The sequence below is a fragment of the Streptomyces sp. NPDC048018 genome (genome assembly GCF_043202995.1).
In the GTDB taxonomy this organism is placed as follows: Bacteria; Actinomycetota; Actinomycetes; order Streptomycetales; family Streptomycetaceae; genus Streptomyces.
The window spans coordinates 1009076-1034921 of sequence record NZ_JBIDBK010000001.1 but is presented as its reverse complement, the minus strand read 5'-3'; the positions used below and the strand labels follow the sequence as shown (position 1 = coordinate 1034921).

The 25846-nt window shown below is 74.2% G+C and carries 17 protein-coding genes and 2 pseudogenes; 9 read left to right on the top strand and 10 right to left on the bottom strand.

Annotated elements, in window-relative coordinates; translation table 11 throughout:
* Positions 1 to 174: 174 nt before the first annotated feature.
* Both ACGF1Z_RS04635 and ACGF1Z_RS04630 read left to right on the top strand, forming a co-directional pair.
* Positions 175 to 1521 carry a family 2 encapsulin nanocompartment cargo protein terpene cyclase gene (locus ACGF1Z_RS04635; RefSeq protein WP_392999819.1) on the top strand — a complete coding sequence of 449 codons (1347 nt, stop codon included), beginning with the start codon at positions 175 to 177 and terminating at the stop codon, positions 1519 to 1521.
* Positions 1522 to 1537: 16 nt separating this feature from the next.
* Positions 1538 to 2422, top strand: a complete 885-nt coding sequence (locus ACGF1Z_RS04630; RefSeq protein ID WP_392999817.1) for a geranyl diphosphate 2-C-methyltransferase — start codon at positions 1538 to 1540, stop codon at positions 2420 to 2422.
* Positions 2423 to 2663: 241 nt separating this feature from the next.
* On the opposite strand, the gene ACGF1Z_RS04625 is transcribed toward ACGF1Z_RS04630, so the two are convergent.
* The gene (locus tag ACGF1Z_RS04625; RefSeq protein ID WP_392999815.1) at positions 2664 to 3095 is read right to left on the bottom strand and encodes a hypothetical protein; all 432 of its coding nucleotides are present in this window, start codon (positions 3093 to 3095) and stop codon (positions 2664 to 2666) included.
* Positions 3096 to 3313: 218 nt separating this feature from the next.
* Here ACGF1Z_RS04625 and ACGF1Z_RS04620 point away from each other — a divergent pair, with 218 nt between their 5' ends.
* Positions 3314 to 4549 carry a YhgE/Pip domain-containing protein gene (locus tag ACGF1Z_RS04620; protein ID WP_392999813.1) on the top strand — a complete coding sequence of 412 codons (1236 nt, stop codon included), beginning with the start codon at positions 3314 to 3316 and terminating at the stop codon, positions 4547 to 4549.
* Positions 4550 to 4610: 61 nt separating this feature from the next.
* Here the strand turns inward: ACGF1Z_RS04620 and ACGF1Z_RS04615 are convergent, their stop codons facing one another.
* The gene (locus ACGF1Z_RS04615; RefSeq protein ID WP_392999811.1) at positions 4611 to 7130 is read right to left on the bottom strand and encodes an ATP-dependent Clp protease ATP-binding subunit; all 2520 of its coding nucleotides are present in this window, start codon (positions 7128 to 7130) and stop codon (positions 4611 to 4613) included.
* 216 nt (positions 7131 to 7346) lie between these two features.
* Here ACGF1Z_RS04615 and ACGF1Z_RS04610 point away from each other — a divergent pair.
* The 4 genes and pseudogenes from ACGF1Z_RS04610 to ACGF1Z_RS04595 form a co-directional block, all read left to right on the top strand.
* Positions 7347 to 7631, top strand: a pseudogene (locus ACGF1Z_RS04610) (formate dehydrogenase); the annotation flags it as partial.
* Positions 7632 to 7779: 148 nt separating this feature from the next.
* Entirely contained in the window at positions 7780 to 8859 is a 1080-nt protein-coding gene (locus ACGF1Z_RS04605; protein ID WP_392999809.1) for a Dyp-type peroxidase, read from the top strand.
* Positions 8860 to 8864: 5 nt separating this feature from the next.
* Positions 8865 to 9689: a family 1 encapsulin nanocompartment shell protein gene (locus ACGF1Z_RS04600; protein WP_392999807.1), complete on the top strand. Its 825-nt coding sequence runs from the start codon at positions 8865 to 8867 to the stop codon at positions 9687 to 9689.
* A gap of 9 nt (positions 9690 to 9698) precedes the next feature.
* The gene (locus ACGF1Z_RS04595; RefSeq protein ID WP_392999805.1) at positions 9699 to 10340 is read left to right on the top strand and encodes a DUF1345 domain-containing protein; all 642 of its coding nucleotides are present in this window, start codon (positions 9699 to 9701) and stop codon (positions 10338 to 10340) included.
* 31 nt (positions 10341 to 10371) lie between these two features.
* On the opposite strand, the gene ACGF1Z_RS04590 is transcribed toward ACGF1Z_RS04595, so the two are convergent.
* The 4 genes and pseudogenes from ACGF1Z_RS04590 to ACGF1Z_RS04575 form a co-directional block, all read right to left on the bottom strand.
* Positions 10372 to 10833 (bottom strand): GreA/GreB family elongation factor, encoded by a 462-nt coding sequence (locus ACGF1Z_RS04590; protein WP_393000322.1) that lies wholly within the window; start codon positions 10831 to 10833, stop codon positions 10372 to 10374.
* A 169-nt stretch (positions 10834 to 11002) separates the two neighbouring features.
* On the bottom strand, positions 11003 to 11554 hold the full coding sequence (locus ACGF1Z_RS04585; RefSeq protein ID WP_393000320.1) for an SRPBCC domain-containing protein: 552 nt from the start codon (positions 11552 to 11554) through the stop codon (positions 11003 to 11005).
* Positions 11555 to 11620: 66 nt separating this feature from the next.
* Positions 11621 to 12502, bottom strand: a pseudogene (locus ACGF1Z_RS04580) (NAD(P)-dependent oxidoreductase); the annotation flags it as partial.
* A gap of 396 nt (positions 12503 to 12898) precedes the next feature.
* Positions 12899 to 13027 (bottom strand): hypothetical protein, encoded by a 129-nt coding sequence (locus ACGF1Z_RS04575; protein WP_392999803.1) that lies wholly within the window; start codon positions 13025 to 13027, stop codon positions 12899 to 12901.
* A gap of 52 nt (positions 13028 to 13079) precedes the next feature.
* Here ACGF1Z_RS04575 and ACGF1Z_RS04570 point away from each other — a divergent pair, with 52 nt between their 5' ends.
* On the top strand, positions 13080 to 14120 hold the full coding sequence (locus ACGF1Z_RS04570; RefSeq protein WP_392999801.1) for an HAD family hydrolase: 1041 nt from the start codon (positions 13080 to 13082) through the stop codon (positions 14118 to 14120).
* Positions 14121 to 14187: 67 nt separating this feature from the next.
* Here the strand turns inward: ACGF1Z_RS04570 and ACGF1Z_RS04565 are convergent, their stop codons facing one another.
* The 3 genes from ACGF1Z_RS04565 to ACGF1Z_RS04555 all read right to left on the bottom strand — a co-directional run bounded on the left by ACGF1Z_RS04565 (position 14188) and on the right by ACGF1Z_RS04555 (position 21662).
* The gene (locus ACGF1Z_RS04565) at positions 14188 to 15291 is read right to left on the bottom strand and encodes a trypsin-like serine peptidase (protein WP_392999799.1); all 1104 of its coding nucleotides are present in this window, start codon (positions 15289 to 15291) and stop codon (positions 14188 to 14190) included.
* A 79-nt stretch (positions 15292 to 15370) separates the two neighbouring features.
* The gene (locus ACGF1Z_RS04560; protein ID WP_392999797.1) at positions 15371 to 20689 is read right to left on the bottom strand and encodes a trypsin-like peptidase domain-containing protein; all 5319 of its coding nucleotides are present in this window, start codon (positions 20687 to 20689) and stop codon (positions 15371 to 15373) included.
* Positions 20690 to 20801: 112 nt separating this feature from the next.
* Positions 20802 to 21662: a DNA/RNA non-specific endonuclease gene (locus tag ACGF1Z_RS04555; RefSeq protein WP_392999795.1), complete on the bottom strand. Its 861-nt coding sequence runs from the start codon at positions 21660 to 21662 to the stop codon at positions 20802 to 20804.
* A gap of 104 nt (positions 21663 to 21766) precedes the next feature.
* On the opposite strand from ACGF1Z_RS04555, the gene ACGF1Z_RS04550 reads away from it, so the two are divergent.
* Positions 21767 to 22576, top strand: coding sequence for a caspase family protein (locus ACGF1Z_RS04550; protein ID WP_392999793.1), 810 nt, complete (start codon positions 21767 to 21769; stop codon positions 22574 to 22576).
* Positions 22577 to 22600: 24 nt separating this feature from the next.
* Here ACGF1Z_RS04550 and ACGF1Z_RS04545 read toward each other — a convergent pair whose 3' ends face one another.
* Positions 22601 to 25744, bottom strand: coding sequence for an AAA family ATPase (locus tag ACGF1Z_RS04545; RefSeq protein WP_392999791.1), 3144 nt, complete (start codon positions 25742 to 25744; stop codon positions 22601 to 22603).
* Between the last annotated feature and the right edge of the window lie 102 nt (positions 25745 to 25846).

The window sequence follows — 25846 nt, the reverse complement described above, 5'->3', positions numbered from 1 at the left end:
CCATGGCTCCGGCCTCCGCCCTCCGTTCGCCCACCGCAGAAGCCGCTCCCCGACCCGGCCCGGTCCGCAGGACAGGCCCGGGCCCCGGTCCGGCGAGGAAACCGTCCGGGGCCACCCCGGGCCGGGACCGTCCCGGCCCGGGGACGGCCCCACCACCCCAGCAAGGAGCCACGGATGCCCGATCCCGGGCTTTCCCCCGGGCCGTCAGGACCGGCCGCCCGGCCGCCGCTGCCCGGCCCGCCGTCCCCCGCGTTCCCCGCCCCCGGGGCCGCGGCCGCCCCGGCGCCCGCGCCGTCCGCGGGCGCGGTGCCCGTCGACGCGGCGGTGTCCCCGCCGCGCGTCCCGGCGGCGCCGTCGCTCGGCCCGCACGTCGGGGTGCCGGCCGAGCCGGCCGCGGCGGCGGTGCGGCCCGAGATCGAGCGGATCCTGCGCGGCCCCAGCGGTCTCGGTACGGCGGCCCTCTCCCTGGCCCGCCGCCCGGAGCCGTCGGCCGCGCCGCAACCGCCGGCCGTGCCGGAGCCGGTACCCACCTCGGCGGCGGAGGGCACGCCCGTGCCGGGCCTCTACTTCCATCCCATCCCGGAGCCCGACGCGGGGCGGGTGGCGGAGGTGAGCCGCCGGATCAAGGACTGGGCCGTGGACGAGGTCCAGATCTTCCCGCCGGAGTGGGAGGGCGAGTTCGACGGCTTCTCCGTCGGGCGCTACATGGTGGCCTGCCACCCGGACGCCCCGACGGTCGAGCACCTGATGGCGGCCACGCGGCTGATGGTGGCCGAGAACGCCGTCGACGACTGCTACTGCGAGGACCACGGAGGCTCGCCCATCGGTCTCGGGAGCCGCCTCCTCCTCGCCCACACGGCACTCGACCCGCTGCACACCACCCCGGAATACGCGCCGGCCTGGGAGGAATCGCTTCTCTCGGACGCGCCGCGGCGCGCCTACCGCTCCGCGATGCGGTACTTCACCGAACTGGCCACTCCTTCCCAGGCGGACCGCTTCCGGCACGACATGGCCCGTCTCCACCTGGGGTACCTCGCCGAGGCGGCCTGGGCCGAGACCGACCACGTACCGGAGGTGTGGGAGTACCTGGCGATGCGCCAGTTCAACAACTTCCGCCCCTGCCCCACCATCACCGACACCGTCGGCGGCTACGAACTGCCCGCCGACCTGCACGCCCTGCCCGCCATGCAACGGGTCATCGCCCTCGCCGGGAACGCGACCACCATCGTCAACGACCTGTACTCCTACACCAAGGAGCTGGACAGCCCCGGCACGCACCTCAACCTGCCCGTGGTGATCGCCGAACGCGAGGGCGTCTCCGCCAAGGAGGGCTACCTGAAGGCGGTCGAGGTCCACAACGACCTCATGCACGCCTTCGAGGCCGACGCCGCCGCGCTCGCCGCCGCCTGCCCCGCCCCCGGCGTGCTCCGTTTCCTGCGGGGCGTGGCCGTGTGGGTGGACGGCAACCACTACTGGCACCAGACCAACACCTATCGATACAGCCTGCCCGACTTCTGGTAGAAACGGACCTTTATCAGTGACCAGCACCGAATTCACCACCGCCGCAAGCACCACCGCCTTCGTCCCGGCGCCCGCGACCCCCTACCAGGGTGACATCGCCCGCTACTGGAACGACGAGGCCAGGCCCGTGAACCTCCGCCTCGGCGATGTCGACGGGCTCTACCACCACCACTACGGCATCGGCGCCGTCGACCACGCGGCCCTCGGCGACCGCGAGGACAGCGCGTACGAGAAGAAGCTGATCGCCGAGCTGCACCGGCTGGAGTCGGCGCAGGCCGACGTCCTCATGGAGCACCTCGGACCCATCGGCCGTCACGACATGCTCGTGGACGCCGGCTGCGGCCGCGGCGGTTCGATGGTCATGGCCCACCAGCGCTTCGGCTGCAAGGTCGAGGGCGTCACCCTCTCCGCCAAGCAGGCCGACTTCGCCAACCGGCGTGCGCAGGAGCTGGGCATCGAGGACCACGTCCACGCCCGCGTCTGCAACATGCTCGACACCCCCTTCGAGAACGGCCAGGCCGCCGCCTCGTGGAACAACGAGTCGAGCATGTACGTCGACCTTCACGACCTCATGGCCGAGCACTCCCGCATCCTCGCGGTCGGCGGTCGCTACGTGACCATCACGGGCTGCTGGAACCCGAAGTACGGTCAGCCCTCGAAGTGGGTCTCCCAGATCAACGCCCACTTCGAGTGCAACATCCACTCCCGCCGCGAGTACCTGCGCGCCATGGCCGACAACCGCCTGGTGCCCCAGGCCGTCATCGACCTGACCCCGGAGACCCTGCCCTACTGGGAGCTGCGCGCCACGTCCTCCCTGGTCACCGGCATCGAGGAGGCCTTCATCGAGTCGTACAGGGACGGCTCCTTCCAGTACGTCCTGATCGCGGCCGACCGCGTCTGACCACGGCCGCCCCCTGACCGCCGCCCCACCGGCGGAAAGAAGCCGGATCCGCCCTTCCCGGACGGATCCGGCTTCGTCAGGCGCCGAATCCGGCCAACACCGCATAAAGACGGGGGCTTTCGGTCTCCACCCTGTCAGCCAGGGGTGGCGACGCTGCTCACCACCGGGATGGCGCCCGCCGGGCAGAAACGGATCCCGGCCCGGCCCTCCCGGGCGGACGAGGCTCCTGCACGGACGCGGTCTAGGACGGCCCCCGCTCCTCGTCGCCCCTTGTCCCGTCCGTCCCGCCGGATCGGGGTTCCTCGCCGGGGCCCTCCGGCGGGTCCTGGAGCCGGGTGCGGAGGGTGGTCAGGGTCTCGGTGGGGTCCGGGACGGAGACGGCGATGCGGCGGAAGGGGGCGTCGGCGGACAGGTCCATGAAGAGGGCCGGGGCGTCCGAGCGGACGGCGACGAAGTCGGGGCCCCCGGGGCCGTGCCGGGTGCCCACACAGCGGCCGGGCAGCCATCTGCCGGGGCCGGCCTCGCCCCGCAGTACCCGCCACCAGCTGGTCTCGACGCCGACCCCGCGCAGCGCCCGGACGGGCACCCGGACGGTGCGCCGTCGCGCGGCCATGGCCTCGCCCAGCCCCAGGCGTACGACGATCTCGGCGCCTTCCACCACCACACGGGCCACGGGAACCACACCTTCCACAGGGTCGCGACGAGCCGTCGGCGTCCGCGGGGCCGACGCGCTCAAGGGCACCTACCCGGGACTCCTGCCCGAAATCTCCCATTCGCGGTTCGGTGCCGTCAATGCCGGATTCCGGCGGTTCCTGGCTCGACCATGGCGGAGTGCCGCCCGGGGATCGCCCCCTCCGGCCCGGACCACCCCCGACACCTCCATGGAGAACGATGGCCCCCGCGAGCCCCCCAGACGCCGGCGCGCTGCTCCGGCACCCCAAGCTGTGGCTGGTGCCGACCGTCCTGAGCGCCCTGGTCACCCTGGTGCTGTCCCTCCTCTACATGGGCGGCATCCTCAACCCGAACGCCAGTCTCGACCGGCTGCCCATCGCCCTCGTCGACGAGGACCAGGGCGGGCTCGGCAAGGAGATCACCGCCGCGCTGACCTCCGACGGTCCGGGCGGAGTGCAGTGGCACCAGGTCGGCGCGGCCGAGGCGCAGAACCAGCTGGCCTCGGGGAAGGTCTACGGGGCGCTGGTCGTGCCGCGGGACTTCAGCGCCTCCGTCGGGGCCCTCGGGACGCCCCGTGCGACCGCGCGCCCGACGCTCACCGTCCTCACCAACCCCGGCGTCGGCAGCCTGGGCTCCTCGCTCGCCGCTCAGATCAACCAGGCCGCGGCGCACCGGGCCTCCATGACCCTCGGCAAGCGTCTCGCGCCCGCGGCCACCGACCCGACGGCACGGGTGCTGCTGGCCGACCCGGTGACGGTGCAGACCCGCGTGGGGCATCCGATCGGCCCGCGCAGCGGGCTCGGGCTCTCCGCCTTCTACTACACGCTGCTCCTGGTCCTGTCGGGCTTCATCGGCGGCAACCTCGTCCACACCGGGGTCGACACCGCACTCGGCTACGCGGACAGCGAGATCGGTCCCTGGCACACCCGGAACCGGACCGTGCCGATCGACCGGACCCGCACACTGCTCCTCAAGATGGTGATGACGGCGGGGATCGCCCTGCTGACCACCTCGCTCCTGATGCTGGCCACGATCGGGATCCTCGACATGGACGCCGGCCACCTGCCGCTGCTGTGGGTCTTCTCGTACTGCGCCGTCGTCGCCGTCGGTCTGGGCGTGCAGGCCATCAACGCCGCTTTCGGCGGCATCGGACAGCTCGTGTCCATGTTCGTCTTCATCGCGCTGGCCCTGCCGTCCTCCGGCGCCACCATTCCGCTCCAGGCGACCCCCGCCTTCTACCGCTTCCTGGGGGCCTTCGAGCCGATGCGACAGCTCACCGAGGGCGTCCGCGCGATCCTCTACTTCGACGCCCGTGCCGACGCCGGGCTCACCCGTGCCTGGGTGATGATCGCGATCGGTTTCGTCGCCGCGCTCCTCTTCGGCTTCGGCATGACGCGCTACTACGACCGCAGGGGCCTGGCCCGGCTCACCCCGCAGCCCGAGCCCGCCGCCTGAACGTGGCGTGAGGAAGGAGCGCCGGGTGCGTCCTCGCACCCGGCGCTCCCGGCCCGCACCGTCAGACGGCGGCCGTACGGGGCTCCGCGCCGGCCTCCGCCGTGCGCTTGATCGTGCAGTGCAGCGAGTCGTCCACCACGTCCGCGACGATCGTGTCCCCGGGGTCGGCCTCCCCGCCCAGGAGCAGCGCGGCGATGCGATTGTCGAGCTCGGTCTGGATCGTGCGCCGCAGCGGGCGGGCACCGAACTCCGGCTGGTAGCCGTGCGCGACGAGCAGCTTCTTCGCCGCCTCCGTGACCTCCAGCTTCAGGCCCTGCGCGTGGACGCGGTGCTCGCTGCGGGCGAGGAGGTGCTCGACGATCTCCGTGAGGTCCTTCTCCGTGAGGCTGTGGAAGACGATGATGTCGTCGATGCGGTTGAGGAACTCCGGGAGGAAGCGGCCCCGCAGATCCTCCATCAGCTCGTCCTTCAACTCGGCCGCGTCGCCCTCGTGCGCGAGGATGCGGTGGGCGCCGATGTTGGACGTCATGATGACGACGCAGTGCCGGAAGTCGACCGTACGGCCCTGGCCGTCCGTCAGGCGCCCGTCGTCGAGGATCTGGAGCAGGGTGTTGAAGACGTCGGGGTGGGCCTTCTCCACCTCGTCGAACAGCACGACGCTGTACGGCTGTCGGCGGACCTTCTCGGTGAGCTGGCCGGCCTCCTCGTAGCCCACGTATCCCGGCGGCGCCCCGACGAGCCGGGCGACGGTGTGCTTCTCCTGGAACTCGCTCATGTCGAACCGGATCATCCGGTCCTCGTCGCCGAAGAGCAGCTCGGCGAGGGTCTTGGCCAACTCGGTCTTGCCGACGCCGGTGGGGCCGAGGAAGAGGAAGGAGCCGACCGGCCGGTCCGGGTCGCCCATGCCCGCGCGGTTGCGGCGGACCGCCTCCGAGACGGCGGTGACGGCCTCGTCCTGGCCGACGATGCGGGCGTGCATCTCCTCCTCCAGCCGGAGGAGGCGTTCCCTCTCGCTGGTGGTGAGCTGGGAGACCGGGATGCCGGTGCGGCGGGAGACGATGTCGGCGATGTCGGCGGCGGTGACCGAGACGACGCCCTCGCGGCGTTCCTCGATGCCCGCGAGCTCGCCCTCCACCTCGGCGATCTGCTTCTTCAGCTCGGAAGCCTTCTCGAACTCCTCGCCCGCGACGGCCTGGTCCTTCTCCCGGCGCAGCTTGGCGAGCCGGTCCTCGCGGCCGACCACCTCGGTGGACCGGCTCGCGCTGCGCAGCCTGACCCGGGCGCCGGCCTGGTCCATCAGGTCGATCGCCTTGTCGGGCAGGAAGCGGTCGCTGATGTAGCGGTCGGAGAGCTCGGCCGCCGCCGCGAGCGCGCCGTCGGCGAAGCGGACCTGGTGGTGGGCCTCGTAGGCGTCCCGGAGTCCTTCGAGGATCTGGACGGTCTCCTCGACGGTCGGCTCGGGGATGAGGACGGGCTGGAAGCGGCGTTCGAGGGCGGCGTCCTTCTCCACATGCCTGCGGTACTCGTCGATCGTGGTCGCGCCGACGACATGCAGCTCGCCGCGGGCCAGGGCCGGCTTGAGCATGTTGCCCGCGTCCATCGAGCTCTCGCCGCTCGCGCCCGCGCCGACGACGGTGTGCAGCTCGTCGATGAAGAGGATGATCTCCCCGCCGGCCTGCTGGACGTCCTCGATGACCTTCTTGAGGCGTTCCTCGAACTGGCCGCGGTACTGCGCTCCGGCCACCATGCCGGACAGGTCGAGCGAGACCACCCGCTTGTCCTTGAGGGTGTCGGGTACCTCGCCGGCCACGATCCGCTGCGCGAGCCCCTCCACGATGGCGGTCTTGCCGACGCCGGGCTCGCCGATGAGGACCGGGTTGTTCTTGGAGCGCCGGGAGAGGATCTCGACCGTCTGCTCGATCTCGTCGGCCCGGCCGACCACGGGGTCGAGCCGGCCGGCCCTCGCCTCCTCGGTGAGGTCGCGGCCGTACTCGTCCAGGGTGGTGGCCGGTTCCCTCGGGGCGGCGGGCGTGCTGTTCTCCGGGCGGGCCGCCTGGTCCGCGAGGCCGCGCAGCTTCCGTACGTCGAGGTCCTCGGCCCGCAGGAAGCGGGTGGCGCCGGAGTCCGGATCGCCGAGGAGGGCGCCCAGGATGTGCTCGGGCCCGATGTACGACACGCCGGCGGCCTGCGCGTGGGCGTGCGCGGCGGCCAGGGTGCGCTTCGCCGCCGGGGTGAGCCCGGGTTCGGACGAGGGCTCGCGCGACTCGGCCGGGAGCACCTCGGCGATCTGCCCGGCGAGCTTGTCGGGGTTCACCCCGGCGTCGGTCAGGATCCTCCGGGAGGGCTGGACCTGCGTGGCCGCCCACAGCAGGTGCTCGGTGTCGAGGTCCGGGGTGCCGTCCTCGTCCGCCTTGCGCGCGGCACGGTGGAGGAGCTCGTGGGAGGACTCGGTGAGCAGACGCCCGATGGGCACGCGTTGGACGACCGGGGGCGAGGACGCCGGTGACATCCCGAAGAAGCGGTTCAGCAGATCGCCGAACGGGTCGGAGGAGCCGAGGGGGGAACCGAACGCCATCGACATCTGATGCTCCTGACGGTGGTGGGGTGCACCCGCCACCACAAGCTCGGGGTGGGATCCACCCCACTCAAACCCCACGACCGGCACCCCGCAAGCGGGGTCGGCCCGCCCGCCGGGACCGCCGCGGCCTGCGATGGCGAGGCCCCGGCGGGCGTCCTAGGATGGGCGAAACGCACATCGGGCCACCCCGGTCGCACCGCGCGTCACGGCAGGCGTGCCCACCGCGGCATCAAGAACCTGCGCACGCTCGTCTTCATGAACCAAAACGACATGCGCGAGCGCGGTATCGCCACGTTCGACCCGGTCGACGTCACCGGCACGGCCGAGGACGGCAGCCGGCGCCGGCTGAACGGCTACCCGGCCGTCCCGTACGACATCCCGCGCGGCTGCGCCGCCGGCTACATGCCGGAGACGAACGTGCTGTGCGCGCTCGGCGACTCCAGCACGCAGAGCGACCAGCCCATCATGAACCACGTCAAGGTGACGATCCTGCCCGCGGTCTGACGTGACGTGAGGCGGGCTCGGTGCCACGCGGTCCCTCCCGCCCCGGACGCCGGCGTCCAGGCTGCGCCCGGCTCTCGCCGCGGATACGCTGACCCCGACCTCGATGCCTGAATTGTGACGAATCTCTGATGCGCCCCCAGGGAGCCGTGTGGCCACGCCGCAGCCCGTCCTCGCCCCTCCCGCGAAAGCCGCCGTCTTCCTCGTCGCCACCGTGAACCACGGCGGCGAGGCCCTCGTGCGCGAGGCGCTCGGCGACCTCGCGGGCCTCGTCCGTTCGGTGGCCTTCCGGTCACCCGAGGACGGTCTCACCGGAGTCGTCGGCATCGGCGCGGCCGTCTGGCCCCGCCTCTTCGACGGACCGCTCCCGCGCGACCTGCATCCCTTCCGGCCCCTGCGCGGCCCTCGGCACACCGCCCCGGGTACCCCCGGCGACCTGCTGTTCCATCTGCGCGCGCGGCGCATGGACCTCTGCTTCGAGCTGGCCAGACTCATCGGGGAGCGCCTCGGGGGCGCCGTCACCGTCGTCGACGAGGTGCACGGCTTCCGCTACTTCGACGAGCGCGACCTCCTCGGCTTCGTCGACGGCAGCGAGAACCCGCAGGGCACGGCGGCAGCCGAGGCCGTCCTGACGGGGGACGAGGATCCGGGGTTCGCGGGCGGCAGCTACGTCGTGGTGCAGAAGTACGTGCACGACCTGGCGGCCTGGCAGGCCCTCCCCGTCGAGGAGCAGGAGCGGGTCATCGGCCGCACCAAGTCCGCGAACGTGGAACTGCCCGACGCCGTGAAGCCGGCCGACTCGCACGTCGCGCTGAACACGATCGTCGACGAGGACGGCACCGAGCGGCAGATCGTCCGCGACAACATGCCGTTCGGCGCGGTCGGCCGCGGCGAGTTCGGCACGTACTTCATCGGCTACGCCCGCACCCCGGAGGTGACCGAGCGGATGCTGGACCGCATGTTCCTCGGCGCTCCGGCGGGCGCCGCGGACCGCATCCTCGACTTCTCCACGGCCCTGACCGGGTGTCTCTTCTTCGTGCCGAGCGCCGACTTCCTCGACGACCTGCCCGATCCGCCCGCGGCGACCCGGCGCGCCGGGGCCGCCCCCGCCGAAGCCGCCCCCGCCGGCCCCCTCCCCGAAGCGGCCGGGCCCGACACGGCCGAGGCCGCCGTCCCCGCCGGCACCGTCGCGGCCGGCTCCCTCGGCATCGGCAGTCTGAAAGGAGCCTGAGCGCCATGACGTCCCCCGGCGACCCCACCACCACGAACAACCTGCACCGCGAACTCGCCCCCGTCACCGCCGCGGCCTGGGCGCAGATCGAGGAGGAGGCCCGGCGTACCTTCCGCCGCCATGTCGCCGGCCGCCGCGTGATCGACGTGCCCGAGCCGGAGGGCCCGGGGCTCGCCGCCGTCGGCACCGGACACCTCACCGAGATCGCCCCGCCCGCCCCCGGGGTGAGCGCCCGGCTGCGCGAATCGAAGCCGCTGGTCGAGCTGCGCGTGCCGTTCACGGTGAGCAGGGCCGCCGTGGACGACGTCGAACGCGGCGCGAACGACTCCGACTGGCAGCCCGTCAAGGACGCGGCACGCGCCATGGCCTTCGCCGAGGACCGGGCGGTCTTCGACGGATACCCGGCGGCCGGTGTCGACGGACTGCGCGACCGCAGCTCCAACCCGGTGCTCGCCCTGCCCGCCGAACCCCGCGACTACCCCGACGCCGTCAGCCGCGCGCTGACCTCCCTGCGGCTCGCCGGTGTCGACGGCCCTTACGCCCTGCTCCTGGGCGCCGACGACTACCGGGCGGTCAGCGAGACCTCCGACCACGGCTACCCGATCGCCGCCCACCTCGCCAGGATGCTCGACGGACCGCCGATCTGGGCACCCGCCCTCACCGGGGCCTTCGTCCTGTCCACCCGGGGCGGTGACTTCGCCCTGCGGCTCGGCCAGGACCTGGCCATCGGCTACACCTCCCACGACGCGCACGGCATCGAGCTCTACTTCCAGGAGACGCTGACCTTCCTGGCCTACACGGACGAAGCCGTCGTCGTCCTCCAGCACTGAGGCGGCCCCGTGCAGCACCCCTGGCTTCCGCAGTCCTCCGTCGTCCGGCTGGCCGGCGCGCTGGCCGTGGGCACCGCGGTCGGAGTGGGCGTCGGCCTGGCCGCCAGTCCCGCGCTCGCCACCCTGATCGGCATCGCCACCGTGGAGACGGTCTTCGTCCTCGCCGGGTGGGGAGCGCTGCTCCCCATGGACGCCGAGGAGACCCGGCGCAACGCCCGGCGCGAGGACCTCAACACCCTGGTCGAGGAGCTCGTCGTCTCCCTGGCCGCGCTGTGCGCCCTCGTCGGCATCGTCCTGCTGCTGCTCGTCGGCAGGACCGACACCCATGCCGCCGCCGCGGCCGCGCTCGCCGGCGTCTTCATGGCCTGGGCGGACCTGCACCTGATGTACGCCACCCGGTACGCCGACCTGTACTACCGGGACACCGGCGGCGGCATCGACTTCAACAGCAAGGAGGCGCCGCGCTACGCCGACTTCCTCTACTTCAGCTACAACCTCGGCATGACCTACCAGGTCTCCGACACCGACGTCACCGACTCCGGGCTGCGGGTGGTGATCCTGCGCCACTGCCTGCTGTCCTACGTCTTCGGCACCAGCGTCCTGGCCACCACGATCAACCTCGTCACCCAGGCGTTCACGGGCCCGGGCTGAGTCGGGCCGGGCCGGCGACCTCCGCGGGGCGTCAGCCGCCGACGGAGACGACGACCGCCGTGGCCGGGCCGCCGGGTGTGCGGTACGAGACCGTCTCCCCGGCGTGCCGGCCCATCAGGGCGAGGCCGAGCGGGCTGTCGGACGTCACCAGGGACGGATCGTCGGCGTCGGCCAGCTCGCCGACGTGGACGGTCGACTCCGCGCCGTCCTCGAACCGTACGGTGACCGTGCTGCCGACGCCCACCACGTCCGACGACGGGGCGCCGGCGACGCCCGCCTCGCGGATCCGCCCCTCGATCTCGTCGATCCGCCGGTCCAGCCGCGCCACCTCGTCGGCGCGCTGCAGTTCGTCGGCCTCGTCGGCCCGGTCGCCGACGTCGTCGGGGTCCCGCAGCGTCGCTGCCGCGTTCCCGCGTTCGGTGCGCAGCTCGGCGAGCTCGCGCCGCAGTGCCCGGAGGGCGTCGTCACTGATGGGCTCGGGGCCGTCGGTCATTCCTGCTCCCAGGGTGCCGGTGGAGACGTCGACTCTCGGAGCTTCCATTACCGCATCGCCTGGCGAACCGGGCAAATCCCCCTGAGTCCGAGCCGGAGGTGGTGCCTCGCCGCGTGGCGGCCGCGCCCGCCGAGGCCCCCGCCGGCCGGGGTGCCCGCCCGGCAGCCGGTCATTCCCCGGTGTAGAAGGCGATGGTCGCCTCCGTCGTCGAGGCCACCGCCTCCTCGGCCGCGCCCGAGGCGGCGTAGGCGGCGCCCCAGGACTCACCCGACCCCGTGACGAAGGCACGGGCCTCGGCGGAGGTCTGCCAGGCGTCCGCCGCGTCGGGGGAGAGGGTGGCACCCGCCAGGTGCCGGGCCAGGCGGAGCAGGGCGAGGTCCCAGCCGACACCGGCCACGGCCGGCCCGTACCGGGCACGGAACGCCCGGGTCGGCACGGCCTCGTGCACCAGTTCCAGGACGGTACGGTCCCGGCCGGCCGGGGTGAGCTGCAGCGTCACCTCGCTGAAGCCGGGTTCGGAGCCGAAGGACCAGCTGAAGCGCAGCCGCCCGGGGGCCGCGCAGTCCAGGATCTCGCCGCCCGCGTCGCCCTCCAGCTGGAAGCGTCCGCCCGGCCGGAGCTCGCCCGTCACGGGCAGGAACCAGCGCCCGAGCCGGTCGGCCGAGGTCAGCGCGTCCCAGAGGTCGTCGATCCCCGTGCCGTACGTGCGCCGGAGCAGCACCGTGTCCGCGAGCCCGGTGGTCACCCGGCGCGTGCCGACCTCGCGGTGGACGAGGTCGAGCTCGGCCTTCGCGTCGTAGCTGGCGAAGTAGGCGGCGGCCATGTCCTCGCCGCCGTGGCCCTGCGCGGCGGCGCGCTCGAAGCGGAGCGCCGTGGCCTCGGCCCCGTCGAGCCGGAGGCCGTGCCGTACGCCGGCCTCCACGATCAGCCGGGCGTCCTTGGCGGCGGTGGTGACCGCGAAGCTCGGCGGCGTGAGCCGGTCCTCCAGGACCAGGGCGGCCTTGGCCCGCAGATAGCCCATGTCGAGCGGGCCGCCGTCGACGGTGTCGAGGAAGTCCTGCGGCGCCACGCCGAGCGCCCGGGCCAGGGCCAGCAGTTCGCCGGTCGCGTTGGTGACGGCGAGGACCCAGCTGTTGGCCACGAGCTTGAGCCGGGTCGCACCGCCGGCCGCACCGTCCTCGCCCGCCCACACGGTCCGGGCGCCGACCGCGTCCAGGACCGGGGCGAGAGTGGCCCGCCCCTCGGCCGGGCCCGCGGCGAGGACCGTCAGCTGCCCGGCCTCGGCGGGCGCCCGGGTGCCGAGCACCGGGGCGTCGTAGAAGAGCAGCCCGTGCGCGCGGGCGAACGCGGCGAGTTCGGTCAGCCGGTCGAGGCCGGCCGTCGTCGACTGCAGCCACACGCTGCCGGGCCGCAGCGCGGACGCCGCCTCGCGCATCACGTCGAGCACGGCGGCCCCGTCGTACAGCATCGTGAGCACCACGTCGGCCCCGTCCACGGCCTCACCGGGCCGGTCGGCCACGACCACGCCGTCGGCAGCCAGCGGCTCGGCCCTGGCCTTCGTACGGTTCCACGCCCGCACGCCGAGCCCGGCCCGCGCCAGGTTCCGCGCCATCGCGGCACCCATGATCCCCGTGCCCAGCACGGCGACGGTCAGGGGCTGAGGGGGCATGGCGTCTCCGTCGCTCGGGTGGTGCGTGCGGGGCTGCGTCGTGCGCCCGGGCCTGGGGCCGGGGCCTGAGGGTGGGGTCCCGTGGCACCCTCATCGAACCACGCCGGGCCGGGAGGAGGGCGGAAACGCGGCCCGAGCCCCCTCCGCGAGCCACCGGCAAGCCCCCTCCGCAGGCATCCCGCAGGCTCTCCGCGGACCACCCGCTGCCTTTCCGCGGGCCATTCGCGGACCACCCGCGGGCCCTCCGCGGACCACCCGCAGGCGACCCGGGCGACCCGCGGACGGCCCGCGAACGATCCGCAGGCGACCCGCGAACGGCCCGCGAACGATCCGCGGACCCCAGCAGACGACCCGCCGCCCCCCACAGGCCCCCGCGGGGTTCCCGCGCTCCCTCCGCTATTCCTCCTCCTCCGGCTGGATCCCCGCCAGCAGGTTGAACGCGCCCGTCAGCATGTTCAGCGTCACCACGCCCACCACCTCGGCGATGATCCGGTCGCTCCAGCCGTGCGCCCGCAGCTCCGCCACGTCCTGGTCGCCGAGGGAGCTCGGCTCGGCGAGGACACGCAGGGCGACCGCGATGAGGGCCGCCTCGCGCGCGTCGGTGGAGGTGCCCTGCCGGGCCAGGTCGATGTCGGTCTCGTCGAGGCCCGCGACGCGCGCGGCCGCCGCGTGGGCCTCGCGGCAGGTGCCGCAGCCGATCCACTCCTGGACCGCGCGTCGTCGACACCATCTCGCCGGCCGCGCCGTGCCGCTCGACGATGTCGGCGAGCAGTTCGCGCGCCCTTCCGCCCGCCTGTTCCGGTTCGAGCGCGGTCAGTCGTCGCACGTCGCCTCCCTCGATCGAATACCCATGGGGGGTATAACGCGCTCAGGGTTCCTGGAGTTCCCGGCCTGGCGTTCGTACGATCTGAGGGTGATCAAAGGCGTGATGTTCGACTTCTCCGGCACCCTGCTGCGCGTCGAGTGCGTCGCGCACTGGCTCGACGCGGGCCTCGCCGAGGCCGGGATCCGGCTCTCCGGCGACGAGTTCGCCCACACCGTGGAACGGCTCACCTACCACGGCGCCCTGCCCGGCGGCCCCGCGCCGCAGAAGCTGCCCACCCGGCTGAAGAAGCTGTGGGCGGAGCGGGACCTCGACGCCGAGCGGCACCGCGCCGCGTACACGGCGCTGATCCGCGAGTCGGGGGTGACCGACCGGGGCCTGGCCCAGGCGCTGTACGCCCGCCACATGGTCCCCGAGGCCTGGCACCCGTACCCCGACACGGCCCGCACCCTCGGCGAGCTGAGCCGCGCCGGCGTCGCCGTCGCCGTGGTCAGCAACATCGGCTGGGACCTGCGGCCGGTGTTCCGCGCCCACGGCCTCGACGAGTGGGTCGACGTCTACGCCCTCTCGTACGAGGTCGGCGCCCAGAAGCCCGACCCCGCCATCTTCCGCTTCGCCTGCGAAGGTCTCGGGCTGGCCCCCGCCGAGACCCTGATGGTCGGCGACGACCGCAGGGCCGACGGCGGCGCCGAGGCGCTCGGCGCCCATGTGCACTTCGTCGACCATCTCCCCGTCGACCGCCGCCCCCACGGACTGCTGCCGGTCTTCGGTCTGCTCGGCGGAGACGGCGCGTAGCTCCGGGGACGGCGGTCCTCGGGCGACGCACGCGACCCCGGTCCGCTGCTCGCGATGACGGCCCCGGTCACACCCAGTTGACCTTCGCCTGTTCGAGGAGCGGGTCGTCCACCAGCTCCCACAGCGGTACGGCGACGTTGCCGATCCGGTAGCGTCCGCCGAAGTGGAGGCCGAGGACCCGGTGGTCGGTGAGGTCGAAGACCGGGGAGCCGCTGTTGCCGCCGAGGGTGGAGCAGTCGTGCTTCATCACCAGGCCGCCGGGCTCGAACTCCGTCGTCATGCCCGGCTGCAGCCGCTTCACGTTGTAGATGTCCATGAAGATCCGGCGCATCGACTCCGGTTCGTTGCGGCGCCCGTCCCAGGCCGGGTAGCCGATGACGTAGACGGGCCGGCCCGGGACGCTCGCCGGGGCGTCCGCCGCGACCGCCAGCGGGGTCGGCAGCGGTTCGCCGTCGGGCGGCGCGATCCGCAGCAGTGCCATGTCCACGTCCGGGTGGATCCCGATGACCCCGGTGATCTCGTACGGGAGGGAGCCGGCGGCTGCCACGGGGCCGGGAGCGGGGTGCGCGGGAAGCTCCTCGCCGGGGTCGACCCGGGCCGTCATGTCCTGCTGGAAGGTCCATCCGGCGCCCTCGGCGCGGCTGAACTCGGCGGCGACGTGCCGGTTGGTCATCACCGCCTCCGGGCCCACCAGGAACGCGGTGCCGATCCAGTCCAGGTTCGGGTGGCCGGTGACCTCGACCCGGCCCACCCGGGCGATCGACTCGTGGATCGCGGCCCGGCTCGCGTCGAGCACCGCCCAGTCGCCCTGCTGCGGGGCGAAGTCCTGCCCCTGGACGAGGATCGCGGGCCGGCCCTCCAGGAGGACGATCGCCTCCACCCCGAAGTACTCGTCCTCGTCGATCTCGTCGGCCTTGCCCTCCGCGAGCTTCTCCAGGCCTGCGACGCCCGCCTCCAGGATCCGGGCCCGCTCCTCCTGGGCGAAGCGGCCGATCTCGACGGCCGGGGCGACGCCGGGCGGCAGCTCCTCGGCGGACTCCTGGATCTCCAGATCCTGTTCGAGCCGCGACCGCACGCGTGCGGCCACCTCGCCCAGATCGCCGAAGACCTGCGCGGGGCCGGTCGCCACCGGAGACCCGCTGTGCGATCCGCTCCGTGATCCGTACGTCATCACCCGTCACCTCCGCCTGGCGCCGTGCGCCTCTGTGCCGCTCGGCCGTTCCTCCGGTCCCCGGTCGCCTTCCGTCCGTTCACAGGTCCGGTTCCCGGGGCAGCTTCGCCTGCGCCGCCATGATCTCCGCGTACAACTCGGGCCGGTTCTCCCGCAGATGCGCGAGGATCCGGCTCAGCTGGGTGCCGACGTTCACGACCGCCGTCGACCGCCCCTGGTACTCGACCCCGGTGACCCGGCGCGCGCCGCGGTGCAGCGCGACGACCGTCCACCGGTCCGTGAACACCGGCGAACCGGACGAGCCGCCCTGGGTGTCGGTGAAGTAGGCGAGGTTCTTGTCGTCCGCCTGGTAGACCAGGTTGTTGCGCAACGCGACCCGCTTCGGCATGCCCTTGGGGTGCTGGATGATGTTGACCGCCTGGGGTTCGTTGCCCCGGGTCTCGCACGGTGCCGTCGCCACCCGCAACACCATCCGCTCCGGCTGAGCGGCCGTCAGACGCAGCACGGCATAGTCGAGTTCCTCGTCCCAGGCGACCAGGGCGGAGGCGGTGGCCTCCTCGGTCTCGGACTGGTCGGCGCCGTAGTCGAAGCGCGAGCGGGAGTTGCGCACCTGGAGCTGGAGGTCCTCCTCCGCGGCCTGCTTGCGGCCGCCGCCGATGCCGTTGCGGGCGTTCACCACGTGGTGGTTGGTGACGAGGAGACCGGGGGCGATGAGCCAGCCCGTACCCACGTGCGGGTAGGCCGGCTGGAGCTGCCTGCCCGACTCGTACGGGGGCACGGTGACCCGGGCGACGGCCGCGCCCGCGACGAAGCCCTCCTGAAGGAACTCGAACGGCACCATGTCGTCCCGGACGACGATCTCCTCCTTGAACTCCGCGGACAGGAACTCGGCCGGCAGCTCAGGCTCGCCGCCCGCGTCCCGCACCACATGGTCGAGGGCCCGCTGGAACACGGCGACCGGGCCGGGGTCGGCGGCCAGCCCGATCGCGTTGCGCAGCCACATCTCCAGCGGCACCTCGCCCTCCATCAGACGCTCGACCCGGTTCATGGTCCGCAGGTCGGACTGGGTCTGGGTGAAGGGGGTCGGCTGCGGAGGCAGGGCCGCACGGAAGTGGTCCTTGACGCCGGCGAACAGGCGGCCGCGCAGCTCCCGGTCGGCGAGCCCCGCTTCCATCGCGGCGTTCTCCACGGCCAGCAGCTCCTCGGCGCCCAGATAGGGCTCCTCGCGCCAGGCGGCCTCGGCGTGGTCCGGCGGCGGGGTGACGCCCACCAGGCCCGTGTCGCCCGGATCGGGCCCGTAGCCGGGAATGCCACCGCGTTCGCGCAGCCCCGAACCGGCGTCGACGGCGGCGGCCACGCCGAGCAGCAGATCGCCGCTGCGGTCGCCCAGGGTCAGCGCCCGCCAGGCGAGGCTGTCCAGGGTGCCGTGCCGCCGCGCCTCCCGCAGCGTGTCCTCGATCCGGTCGCGCGACACCGGGTGGGCCCGCGGGTCGGCGAACGGGCCGGCGTACGCGTCGGCCAGGGGCTCGGCGTAGGGATCCGCGTACCGGGACGGCGCCGCCGGGCCTCCCGCCAGGGCGCCCGCCGCGGCCGAGTCCAGGATGCGGGCCAGGGGCTCGCGCAGCTGCGGCTCGCTCGTCATCGCCGTCTCGATCCACCGGGCCAGCGCCGTCACCACGGCGTCGTCGTCGTCCGGCAGCCCCACCAGCCGCAGCGTCCGCGCCAGGGCCGGCGGGTCGACGCGGCAGGCCGACACGGCCGCCGCCCGGGCGAGCGCCGGCTGCCGGGCGAGGTCCTCGTCGTCCAGCCCGCGCAGCCGGCCGGCGAGCCGGGCGTCGGTCTCCGCGGGGTCGGTGTCCGCGGCGGCGGCGAGCCGGGACCGGGCCACCAGGACGCCGATCGACTCGTAGGGCAGCCCGAGACCGGCTGCCACGCCCTCGGCCTCCTGGAGGGCGCGGTCCGCCTCGGCGAAGTCGCCGGCGTCCTGGGCGAGCCGCGCCGACAGCTGCAGCAGCTCCAGCCGGGTCTCCGCGCAGCCCACCTCCTCCGCACGGTCGACGGCCCGTTCGGCGGTCTGCCGGGCGTCCTCGACGCGCCCCGAGCGGGCCAGGGTCTCCACCAGCAGGGCGTGCAGCCGGCTGCACGGCGTCCAGGGCCGGCGTTCGGCGAGCCGCCTGGCCGCGACCTCCGGGTAGCCCTGGGTGAGCAGGTCCTCGACCTCGCGGGCGGCGATCCGCTCCCAGTCCTCCTGGTCGGCCTCGGCCATGATCCGGTCCGGCACGTGTCCGCCGATCCGGCCGAGCAGGAAGGCCGCGGACCGGGCCGCCATGTCCCGGTCGGCGCCCGCCAGGTGGGTCTCGACGCCGGCCAGCCAGCGCGCCTCCACCGTGCGGGGGTTCTCGCCGAGCCGCAGCCGGTGGTAGATCTCCTCGGCGCGGTCCCGGACGGTGTCGAGGTCCGCGTAGTAGGCCACGGCCCGGGTGTCCACCGCCCGCATGAGGTCGGTCCGTGCGCCGTCGGACAGCCGCAGCATGATGGAGCGCAGGTCGGGCCGGTGCCGGATGGCCTGCGGCCCCGCCGACTCCATGAGGTCGAGCCGGGACACCAGCTGCCCGAAGAGCCGCCCGGCGGAGGCGGTCGACAGCTCGCCGAGGCCCGCCGGTCCGGCCAGCACGTCCCGCACCAGTCCGGGGGTGATGACCCGCAGGGCGAGACCGGCCTGGACGAGGGCGCGCACCTCCGGATCGGCGATGTGCTTGAGGATCCGGTCGTACAGCGTGCCCTGGATCAGCATCTGGTCGACGCTGCTGTGCAGCCGCCGCCGCGAGGTGAGACTGCGCAGCAGTTCGCCGAGCGAGTCGGACTGCTCGCCGAGGGACACCGCGGTGCGCGCGGCGAGCTTGAGGCTGAGCGGATGCCCGCCGACCTGGGCGTGGAGGCTGCGCGCCACCGTCTCGTCGTCGACGCCGCAGGACATCAGGAGGTCCACCGAGGCCTGCTCGTCGAGCTCCGACAGCTCCATGGTGCGCGGGCTGAGGACCCGCGCCGGGTGGTCGATCGGGGCCCGCCCGGCGACCACCCAGCGCAGCCGCGGGTATCGGGCGCGCAGGGCCGTCCAGACGGCCCACATGCGGGAGATGATCGGTGAACCCCGGTACTGGGCCTCCTCGAAGGAGTCGAGCGCGATCAGCAGGGGCGGCTCCATCCCGCCCGGCGGGGTGGCGACCGCCTCGGCGACGAGGGCGGCGAGCTCGCGGGCGAGATCCTGCTCGCGTGCGCTGGCCTGGGCGTGGAAGCCGGCGGAGTAGTCGCGGCCGATGGTGGCGCGGGTGGCGGAGAGCCGCGACAGGTCGTCGATCTCCCGCAGTTCGCCGCGCTGCTCGTCGGCGGTCTCCCCGCAACGGTCGGCGAGCGCGTCGAAGGCGTCGCGGTGCGCGGGGTACTGGATGCCGAGCTGCCGGGCCGACTCGGCGATCACCGTGGCCGGTTCGTGGATGGAGAGCGTCGGACGCTCGAAGTCGATGTAGGCGAAGGGGAACCCGTCCGGCGCCGCCTCGCGCAGGCTGTCGAGCACGAAGCGGGCGAGCAGGGTGCTCTTGCCGATCCCGCCGATGCCGTGCAGCAGCACGGGCGGCTCGGCCGGCTCGCTCGGCAGCGCCAAGTAGGTGCGCAGCGCGTCGAGTTCGCGGGACCGACCGTGGAAGGTGTCCCGGACGAGCAGGCGCAGCGGCTGGAGCAGCCGGGCCCGTTCCAGGCGCCGCTGGATGTCGGGCACGGCCGGCAGGAGCCCGGCCGTGCCCGGCACCTGCTCCAGCCACAGCACCGCCTGGAGGAGGTCGGACAGTTCCTCCACGTCGGCGTCGGCGAGGGCCGCCGGGGCGGGCGGGACACCGGACAGCAGGGCGAGCCCGGCGCGTGCCGCCCCGGGCCCCTCGGGGAGGCCGTCCGCGTTGGCCGCGAGGGCGGCCCGGGCGGCGTCCGGGCTCCCGAGCCCCTTCAGGGCCGCCGCCCGCACCTCGGGGGTCAGCACCCAGCGCACCGAGCGCTGCGGGCCGGCCAGCGCCGTGCAGTCGTCGACGAGCTCCAGGACCGCCCGGCCGCTCGGCTCCGGCTCGCCGGGCAGTCGCAGCCGGGCGGGGTCGAACGCGTCGAGCAGGCAGGCCGCTTCGCGGTAGGCGCGACGCAGCTCGGGCATGACCGGTACGACCGGCGGCGCGGGGGAGCGCAGGGTGCGGAGCCGGTCGGCGAAGTCCTCGCCGGGCGCCAGACCCCGGTAGAGCCGTACGGTCTCCTCGACCGCCGTGCACACCCGGCGCATGTGGCTGTCGGCCGGATCGGCGGCCTCGACGGCCCCCAGCACCTCGGCGACGGTGGTCTCCACGAGTCCGGGCGGCGGAGGCCCGGCCGGGCCCGCGGTCCTCGTGGCCGCTTCGGCGAAGAACCGGACGAAGAAGTCCCGCAGTTCGTCGGGCCCCGCCGGGCGTGCGGTGTCCCGGCACTCGCTCGTCCTGATGTCGTAGGGGAGTTGGTGCATCGCGGTGGAGTAGCCGAGCAGCACGAGCCGTGGCACCGTCTCCTCGCGCACCGGCGTGTGCTCGTAGATCGCGAGGGCGAGCTTGCCGATGCAGTCCCACACGTCGGAGTTCGGGTCGAGCGCGTCGCACTCGTCGAGGACCAGCCAGAAGCGGTCCTCGGCGGCCGTGGCCCGGGCGACGATCCGGTGCACCGCGTCGTCGATCGAGGGCAGTGGATCGTTCAACTGTGTCGGGTTCAAGGGGAGACCGTCGGCCTCCGGGCCCGACACGAACTCGGCCAGCCGCCCCACCAGACGCGCGGCCGTCGAGGTCCGCGACAGCGTCACCCGCACCGGACGGAAGCCGGTGTGCTGCCCCAGGTGCCGGATCAGGCGGTACGTGTACGAGCGCCCGCTGTCCGGCTCCCCGTCCACCACCAGGACCGAGAGCTCCGCGTCCGTCACGAACCGGCGCAGCGTCTCCCGCAGCTCCGCCCGGTCGATGAAGACCTCGGTGCCGTGCCGCAGCACCACCGCCTCGAACGGGTCGGCCGCCGCCTGCCGCGCCTGCTCGTCCTCCCGCAGCCGGCCCAGCAGCGCCCGTACCTCCATGCCCCGGCCGACCGCGTCGGTCGCGTCGAGGCGGTCCAGCGCGTCCAGACGGGCCAGGGCGTCGAGCAGGCGCCGCTGGTGGGCGATGTCCTTGCGGGCCGCCCCCACGATCAGCCGCGCGTTCGCCTCCCGGTCCGGGCCGAGCGGCAGATCCGTCACGAAGTCCGTGGTCAGGGCGGTACGGAGCAGCCGTGTCCGGGGATCGGGGTCGTCCAGGAGATGGTCCCGCACCCAGCTGGTGACGAGGCCCCATTCCGTTTCGGTGAGCGGCATGACGCACCTGCCCGGTCGTCCCTGCGCCGTTGGGGACGACTACGCTGCTGTCATCGTCCCGCCGGGCGGCGGTCGCCGCAATCGCTGACGTGCGCCCGGCGGCCCTTGCCGCTCAGGGCGTCATGACGATGTCGTCGAACGACTCCAGGCGCCGCCAGCGCTCCTCCGGGGCGCGCGTCGGGGGCATCAGGTCCACGTCCGGCAGCGGCCCGAACTCCAGCTCGGTGATCTCCGCGACGTCCGAGACCGGCACCTGGTACGTGCGGAACGGGCCCAGCGGCGGCGGCGCGCCCGGCGTCGCCCCGGCGAACGCCCGGTCCGCGTCCCGGCTCAGGTCCGGGCTCTGGTCCAGTACGTACGCCGTCGCCGCCAGTGCCCCGTCCTGCATGAAGGCGGCCACCTTCCAGAAGCGCAGCGGCACCTGGATCCCCCGGTACGGCGGGTCGGAGTCCTGCAGCACCGGCCCCGTGAACACCGTCAGCTTGCGGTCGTACTCGGCCGCGTGGTCCAGGAGGTAGTTCTCCAGCCCCTGCCACAGCTGCTTGCCCTGGTTGAACACGTCCGCCTGCGGGGCCGCGTTGGTGAAGTGGAAGGTGTCCGTGTTCGCCTGGCCCGCGACCGCCGCCGCGCCCCACACCGGGTCGAGCCGGCGGACCAGATGGCCGCGGTCCAGGCTGTTGTTCCGGTACACGTCGTCGCCGGTCTGGTGCTCACGGGGCAGCCGCGGGTCGAACTCCCACACGTCGTCGCGCGGTACGTCCTCCAGCAGCTCCCGTCCCTCGATGCAGACGGCGGTCGACGCGGCGAGGCGCCGGTCGGGCCGGAAGACGACGGTGAAGTGGGTGTAGGGCAGGATCACCGTCTTCACGGACGCCCGGGCCGGCAGCGCCAGGGGCACGGTCGGGCCGAGGAAGTTCTCGTCGTAGCCGGTGCGGTCGGCGAACTGGTCGTGCCGGGAATCGCTTGGGTTCATACGATGTAAGTACCGCGCGGGGGAGGGCTGCCCACGGCACCGGACCCCTGGCCACTCGAACAGACGCCCCCGGTGCCCCCTCCACCCGTCCAAGGAGGCACCCCATGCCCACCGGACTCTCCCTGCACGTCGGGCTGAACCGCGTCGACCCCGACCGCTACGACGGCTGGGACGGCACCCTCGTGGCCTGCGAGAACGACGCCCGCGACATGGCGCGGCTGGCCCGCGCCGCCGGATTCGCGGACACCGTGCTGCTCACCCAGGAGGGCACCGTCGACCGGATCACCGCCGCACTGCGCGCGGCGGCCGAACGACTCGCCGCCGGCGACATCCTGCTCTTCACCTACTCGGGCCACGGAGGCCAGGTCCCCGACGTCACGGGACCCGACGACGAACCCGACCGGCGCGACGAGACCCTCGTGTTCTACGACCGCCAGTTCCTCGACGACGAGGTCCACCAGGAGTTCCTGCGCTTCGACGCCGGCGTACGCATCGTCACCCTCTTCGACTGCTGCCACAGCGGCAGCAGCATCGAGCTGCCGGGCGCCGCCGCCGTCGCCGGACGGTTCGTCCCCGAACCCCGGCAGCTCGCGCTGTACGAACGCGACCGGGACTTCTACGACGACCTCCAGCGCTCGCTCGCCAAGGCCGCGAGCGCGTCCGGCAACGGAACCGGACCCCCCGTGATCCTCGTCTCCGCGTGCCAGGACAACCAGGTCGCCGCCGACGGCGACGTCAACGGCGCCTTCACCGAAGCGGTGCTCGGCGTCTGGAACGACGGCGGCTTCCGCGGCGACTACCGCACCTTCCACCGGGCGGTCCAGCGCAGACTGCCGCCCAGTCAGAGCCCCAACCTCCACACCACCGGATCCCCGACGGAGGCCTTCCTGGAACAGCGCCCGTTCACCGTGTGAGCCCGGCCCCGCCCAGGGCCCTGACTACGGACGGAGGGCGGTGGCGAGCTGCGCCCGCGAGCGGACGTCGAGCTTCTGATAGATGCGGGTCAGCCGCGCCTCGACGGTCTTCACGCTCAGGTACAGCTTCGCCGCCGCCTCCTGGTTGCTGGCACCTTGCCCGACCAGACGGGCGAGCCGCAGCTCCGCCTCCGTCAGCGCGGACAGCGCCGGCACCGCCTCCTCGCCCACCGGGCCCTCGCCCGCCGGACCCGCCGGGGCCTCACTCGTCAGCGCGAGCCACGGCGTCGCGCCGACCCGCTCGAACACCGCGGCCGCCGCCTGCAGCGCGGCCTGCGCCGCCGAACGCCGCCGCCGGCGCCGCTCCACCCGGGCCAGCGCCATCAGCGCCCGGCCCTGCTCCAGCGGGAGCTCCGCGTCCGCGAAGCGGGCCGCCGTGCCCGCGAGCAGCTCCGCCGCCTCGTCCGTCCGGCCCTCCGCCGCGAGGCACAGCGCGTACGCCCGGTCGCAGCCCAGCAGCACCGTCGTGCGGCCCAGCCGCTCGCCGACCGGCCGGACCGCCGCCACGACGGCCAGGGCCTCCTCGACCTCGTCGTGCGCGAGCAGCGCCTCCGCCAGCTCCTCGTGCCACCGCAGCATCGACGGATCCACCGTCGACTGCGCCCGCTCGTTCGCCTCGACCCGGCGCAGCGTCTCCAGCGCCGCGGCGACGTCCCCGTTGACCAGCTGGACCCGGCCCAGCGCGTACAGGCTGCGCGACAGGAAGACCCGGTCCCCCTCCTCCTCCGATGCCTGCACGCTCCGCCGCGCGTAACTGGCCGCCCGGGCGAAACTGCCACCGGCCGTCTCCGCCAGCGCCAGCGCGTACCAGGCCGGCCCCGGGGAGAGCCCCGCCTCCAGGGTCAGCGCCAGCGACTGACCGGCGTGCGCCAGGGCCGACGGGCACGGGCCGATCCGCGACTCGATCTCCGCGAGCGTGCTCAGCAGCTCGATCGCGTCCTCCACCGAACCGCGCCGTTGCACCAGCGGCAGCAACGCGTTCAGCTGCGTCCGCGCGTCCACGAGCCGCCCGTCGAACAGGGCATGACGGATCGTCAGGATCTGGGCGGCGTTACGGATCCCGGCCGGCCGCTCGGCCGTCTCCAGGGCCCGCGCCTGAGCGAGCACCGCCTCCGCGTCGGCCGAGCCGAGCGCCCGTTCCATCCGCGCCTGCACGGTCAGGGCCTGCGCCGCCGTCCGCGGATCGCCGATCGAGGCGGCGAGCGCCGCCGACTCCATCGCGGCCGCCCGCGAGCGCGCCGGATCGCCGTCCGCCAGCACGTACTTGACGGCCAGCCGGAGCTGCACCGCCGCCCGCAGCGGCGTGTTCCCCTCGGAGTCCTCCATCGCGTGCACGTACATCTCGTCGAGCCCGGTCAGCCCCTGCCCCGCCGTGTCCAGCACGGCGAGCCGCGCCCGGACCCGATCGGACGGCGCCGCGTCCCGGGCCAGCAGATCGGTCGCGGCCCGCATCGCCAGATCGGCGCGCGCCGCCCGGGCGGCCTCCTCGGCCGCGTCCACCAGGCGGGCGATCCGCTTCTGCCCGTGCGTCCCGGGCGTCGACTCGGCCGCGAGCAGAGCCAGTTCGGCCGCGAGCGCGCTGTTGCCGCGCCGCCGGGCGAGGTCCGCAGCCTCCGCGACCTCGGCGGCCAGCTCCTCCTGCGGCGCGTCGGTCGCGAGCGCCCGGTGCCGGACGGCCTCCACCTGGTCCTCCACCACGCGCGCCAGGGCCGCGTGCCCCGCGCTGCGCTCGGCCCAGCAGGCGTCGTGCACCAGCGTCGAGGGCAGCAGCCCGGCCGTGAAGGCGACCGTGCCGTCCTCGGCGAGCGACACCAGACCGGCCCGCTCCGCCGCGGCCAGATCCGCCTCCGCGTTCGGGCGCCCGGCCCGGCGCACCAGGGCGGCGGTCGGCCGCAGCGCCAGCGCCGCCAGCAGCAGCGTCTCGCGGACGTCGGGCGGCGCCGCCCCGAGCAGCTGCCGCGCCAGGTCCCGGGCCCGCCCGGACAGCGTCAGGGCCTCCGCGTGGTGCACCGGGGTCCGGGCGTCGGCCAGCGAGCGGCCGACGGCGAGCGCGAGCCGCGGATTGCCGCCGCTCGCCTTGTGGATGCGGCCGGCCATCCGGGACGGCAGCCGGTGGTGGATGAGGACTTCGGCGATCTCGTCGGCGTGCAGCGGCGGCACCAGCAGCACGTCCGCCTCCGACGGCACCCACAGCCGGGTGTCGTGCGGGTCGCCGGTGCCGTACGCCGCGTACGCCTCGGGCGTCTCGACCGAGATCACCCGCAGCGAGGCCGGCGCGAGGTGGAGGGCGAACCGCAGCAGGTCGGCGCTGTCGGGGTCGATGTGCTGCACCCCGTCGACGACGAGCAGCGCCGTGCCGCGCGCGGTCAGCGCCCGCAGGATCCCGGCGATCCCCAGCCGCAGGGCGATCGGGTCCCACCCCGCGTCCTGCGGCGGCGCCTCCCGGCAGAGCATCGCGACGGCGGCCCGCTGCGGGCCCGGCAGTCCGTCGAACACCCCGGAGGCCATGACGCCGAGGCCGGGTCTGGTGGCCGGGCCGGCGGGCGGGTGCTCGTGGGAGCACTCGGCGGTCTGCCCGGCGGCCGTCGTGCGCGGGCCGGGCGGGGAGGCGGTGAGCACGTCGCCGTCGCGGAGGCCGGGGGCGCCGGACGGGGGCCCGGGGAGACCGGGACCGTACGACGGGTCGGAGACCGGAGGGCCGGCCGGGCCGGGGAAGCCGGCGCCGGGGGGCCGGGGCGCGGAGACGCCCAGGGCGTACGGGGGGCGGGAATCGGCGTCCGACGAGGCGCGGTCGATCGCGGCGCCCTCGTCCGGGGACGCCGGCGGCCCCGGGGCGACGGCCGGCCAGCTGATGGTGGCGGCGACGGAGGCGACCAGGGCCGCGGCGGCGGCGCCGGGTATGTCACGGTCGGCGGGGAGGGTGGCGAGCCAGAGCACGGTCTCGCCGCGCGCCTCCGCGCGGGCCGCGGCCGCGAGGGCGACCTCGGTCTTGCCGACTCCGGCGGGGCCCGTGAGCAGGGCGCGCCCGCGAGCCTGCAGGACGCGTTCGAGGCGGGCGAGGAGTTCCTCCCGGCCCACCGGCGCAGGCCGCAGCGGCGCTGTCGTCATGTGTCCCCCTCCCGCGCTCGGGGCCCGGCCCATGAGCCCCGTTGCGCAGAGAATACGGAGCTGATCGCCCCAGTCCAGGCCTGGTGTCCGGCATACGGACAG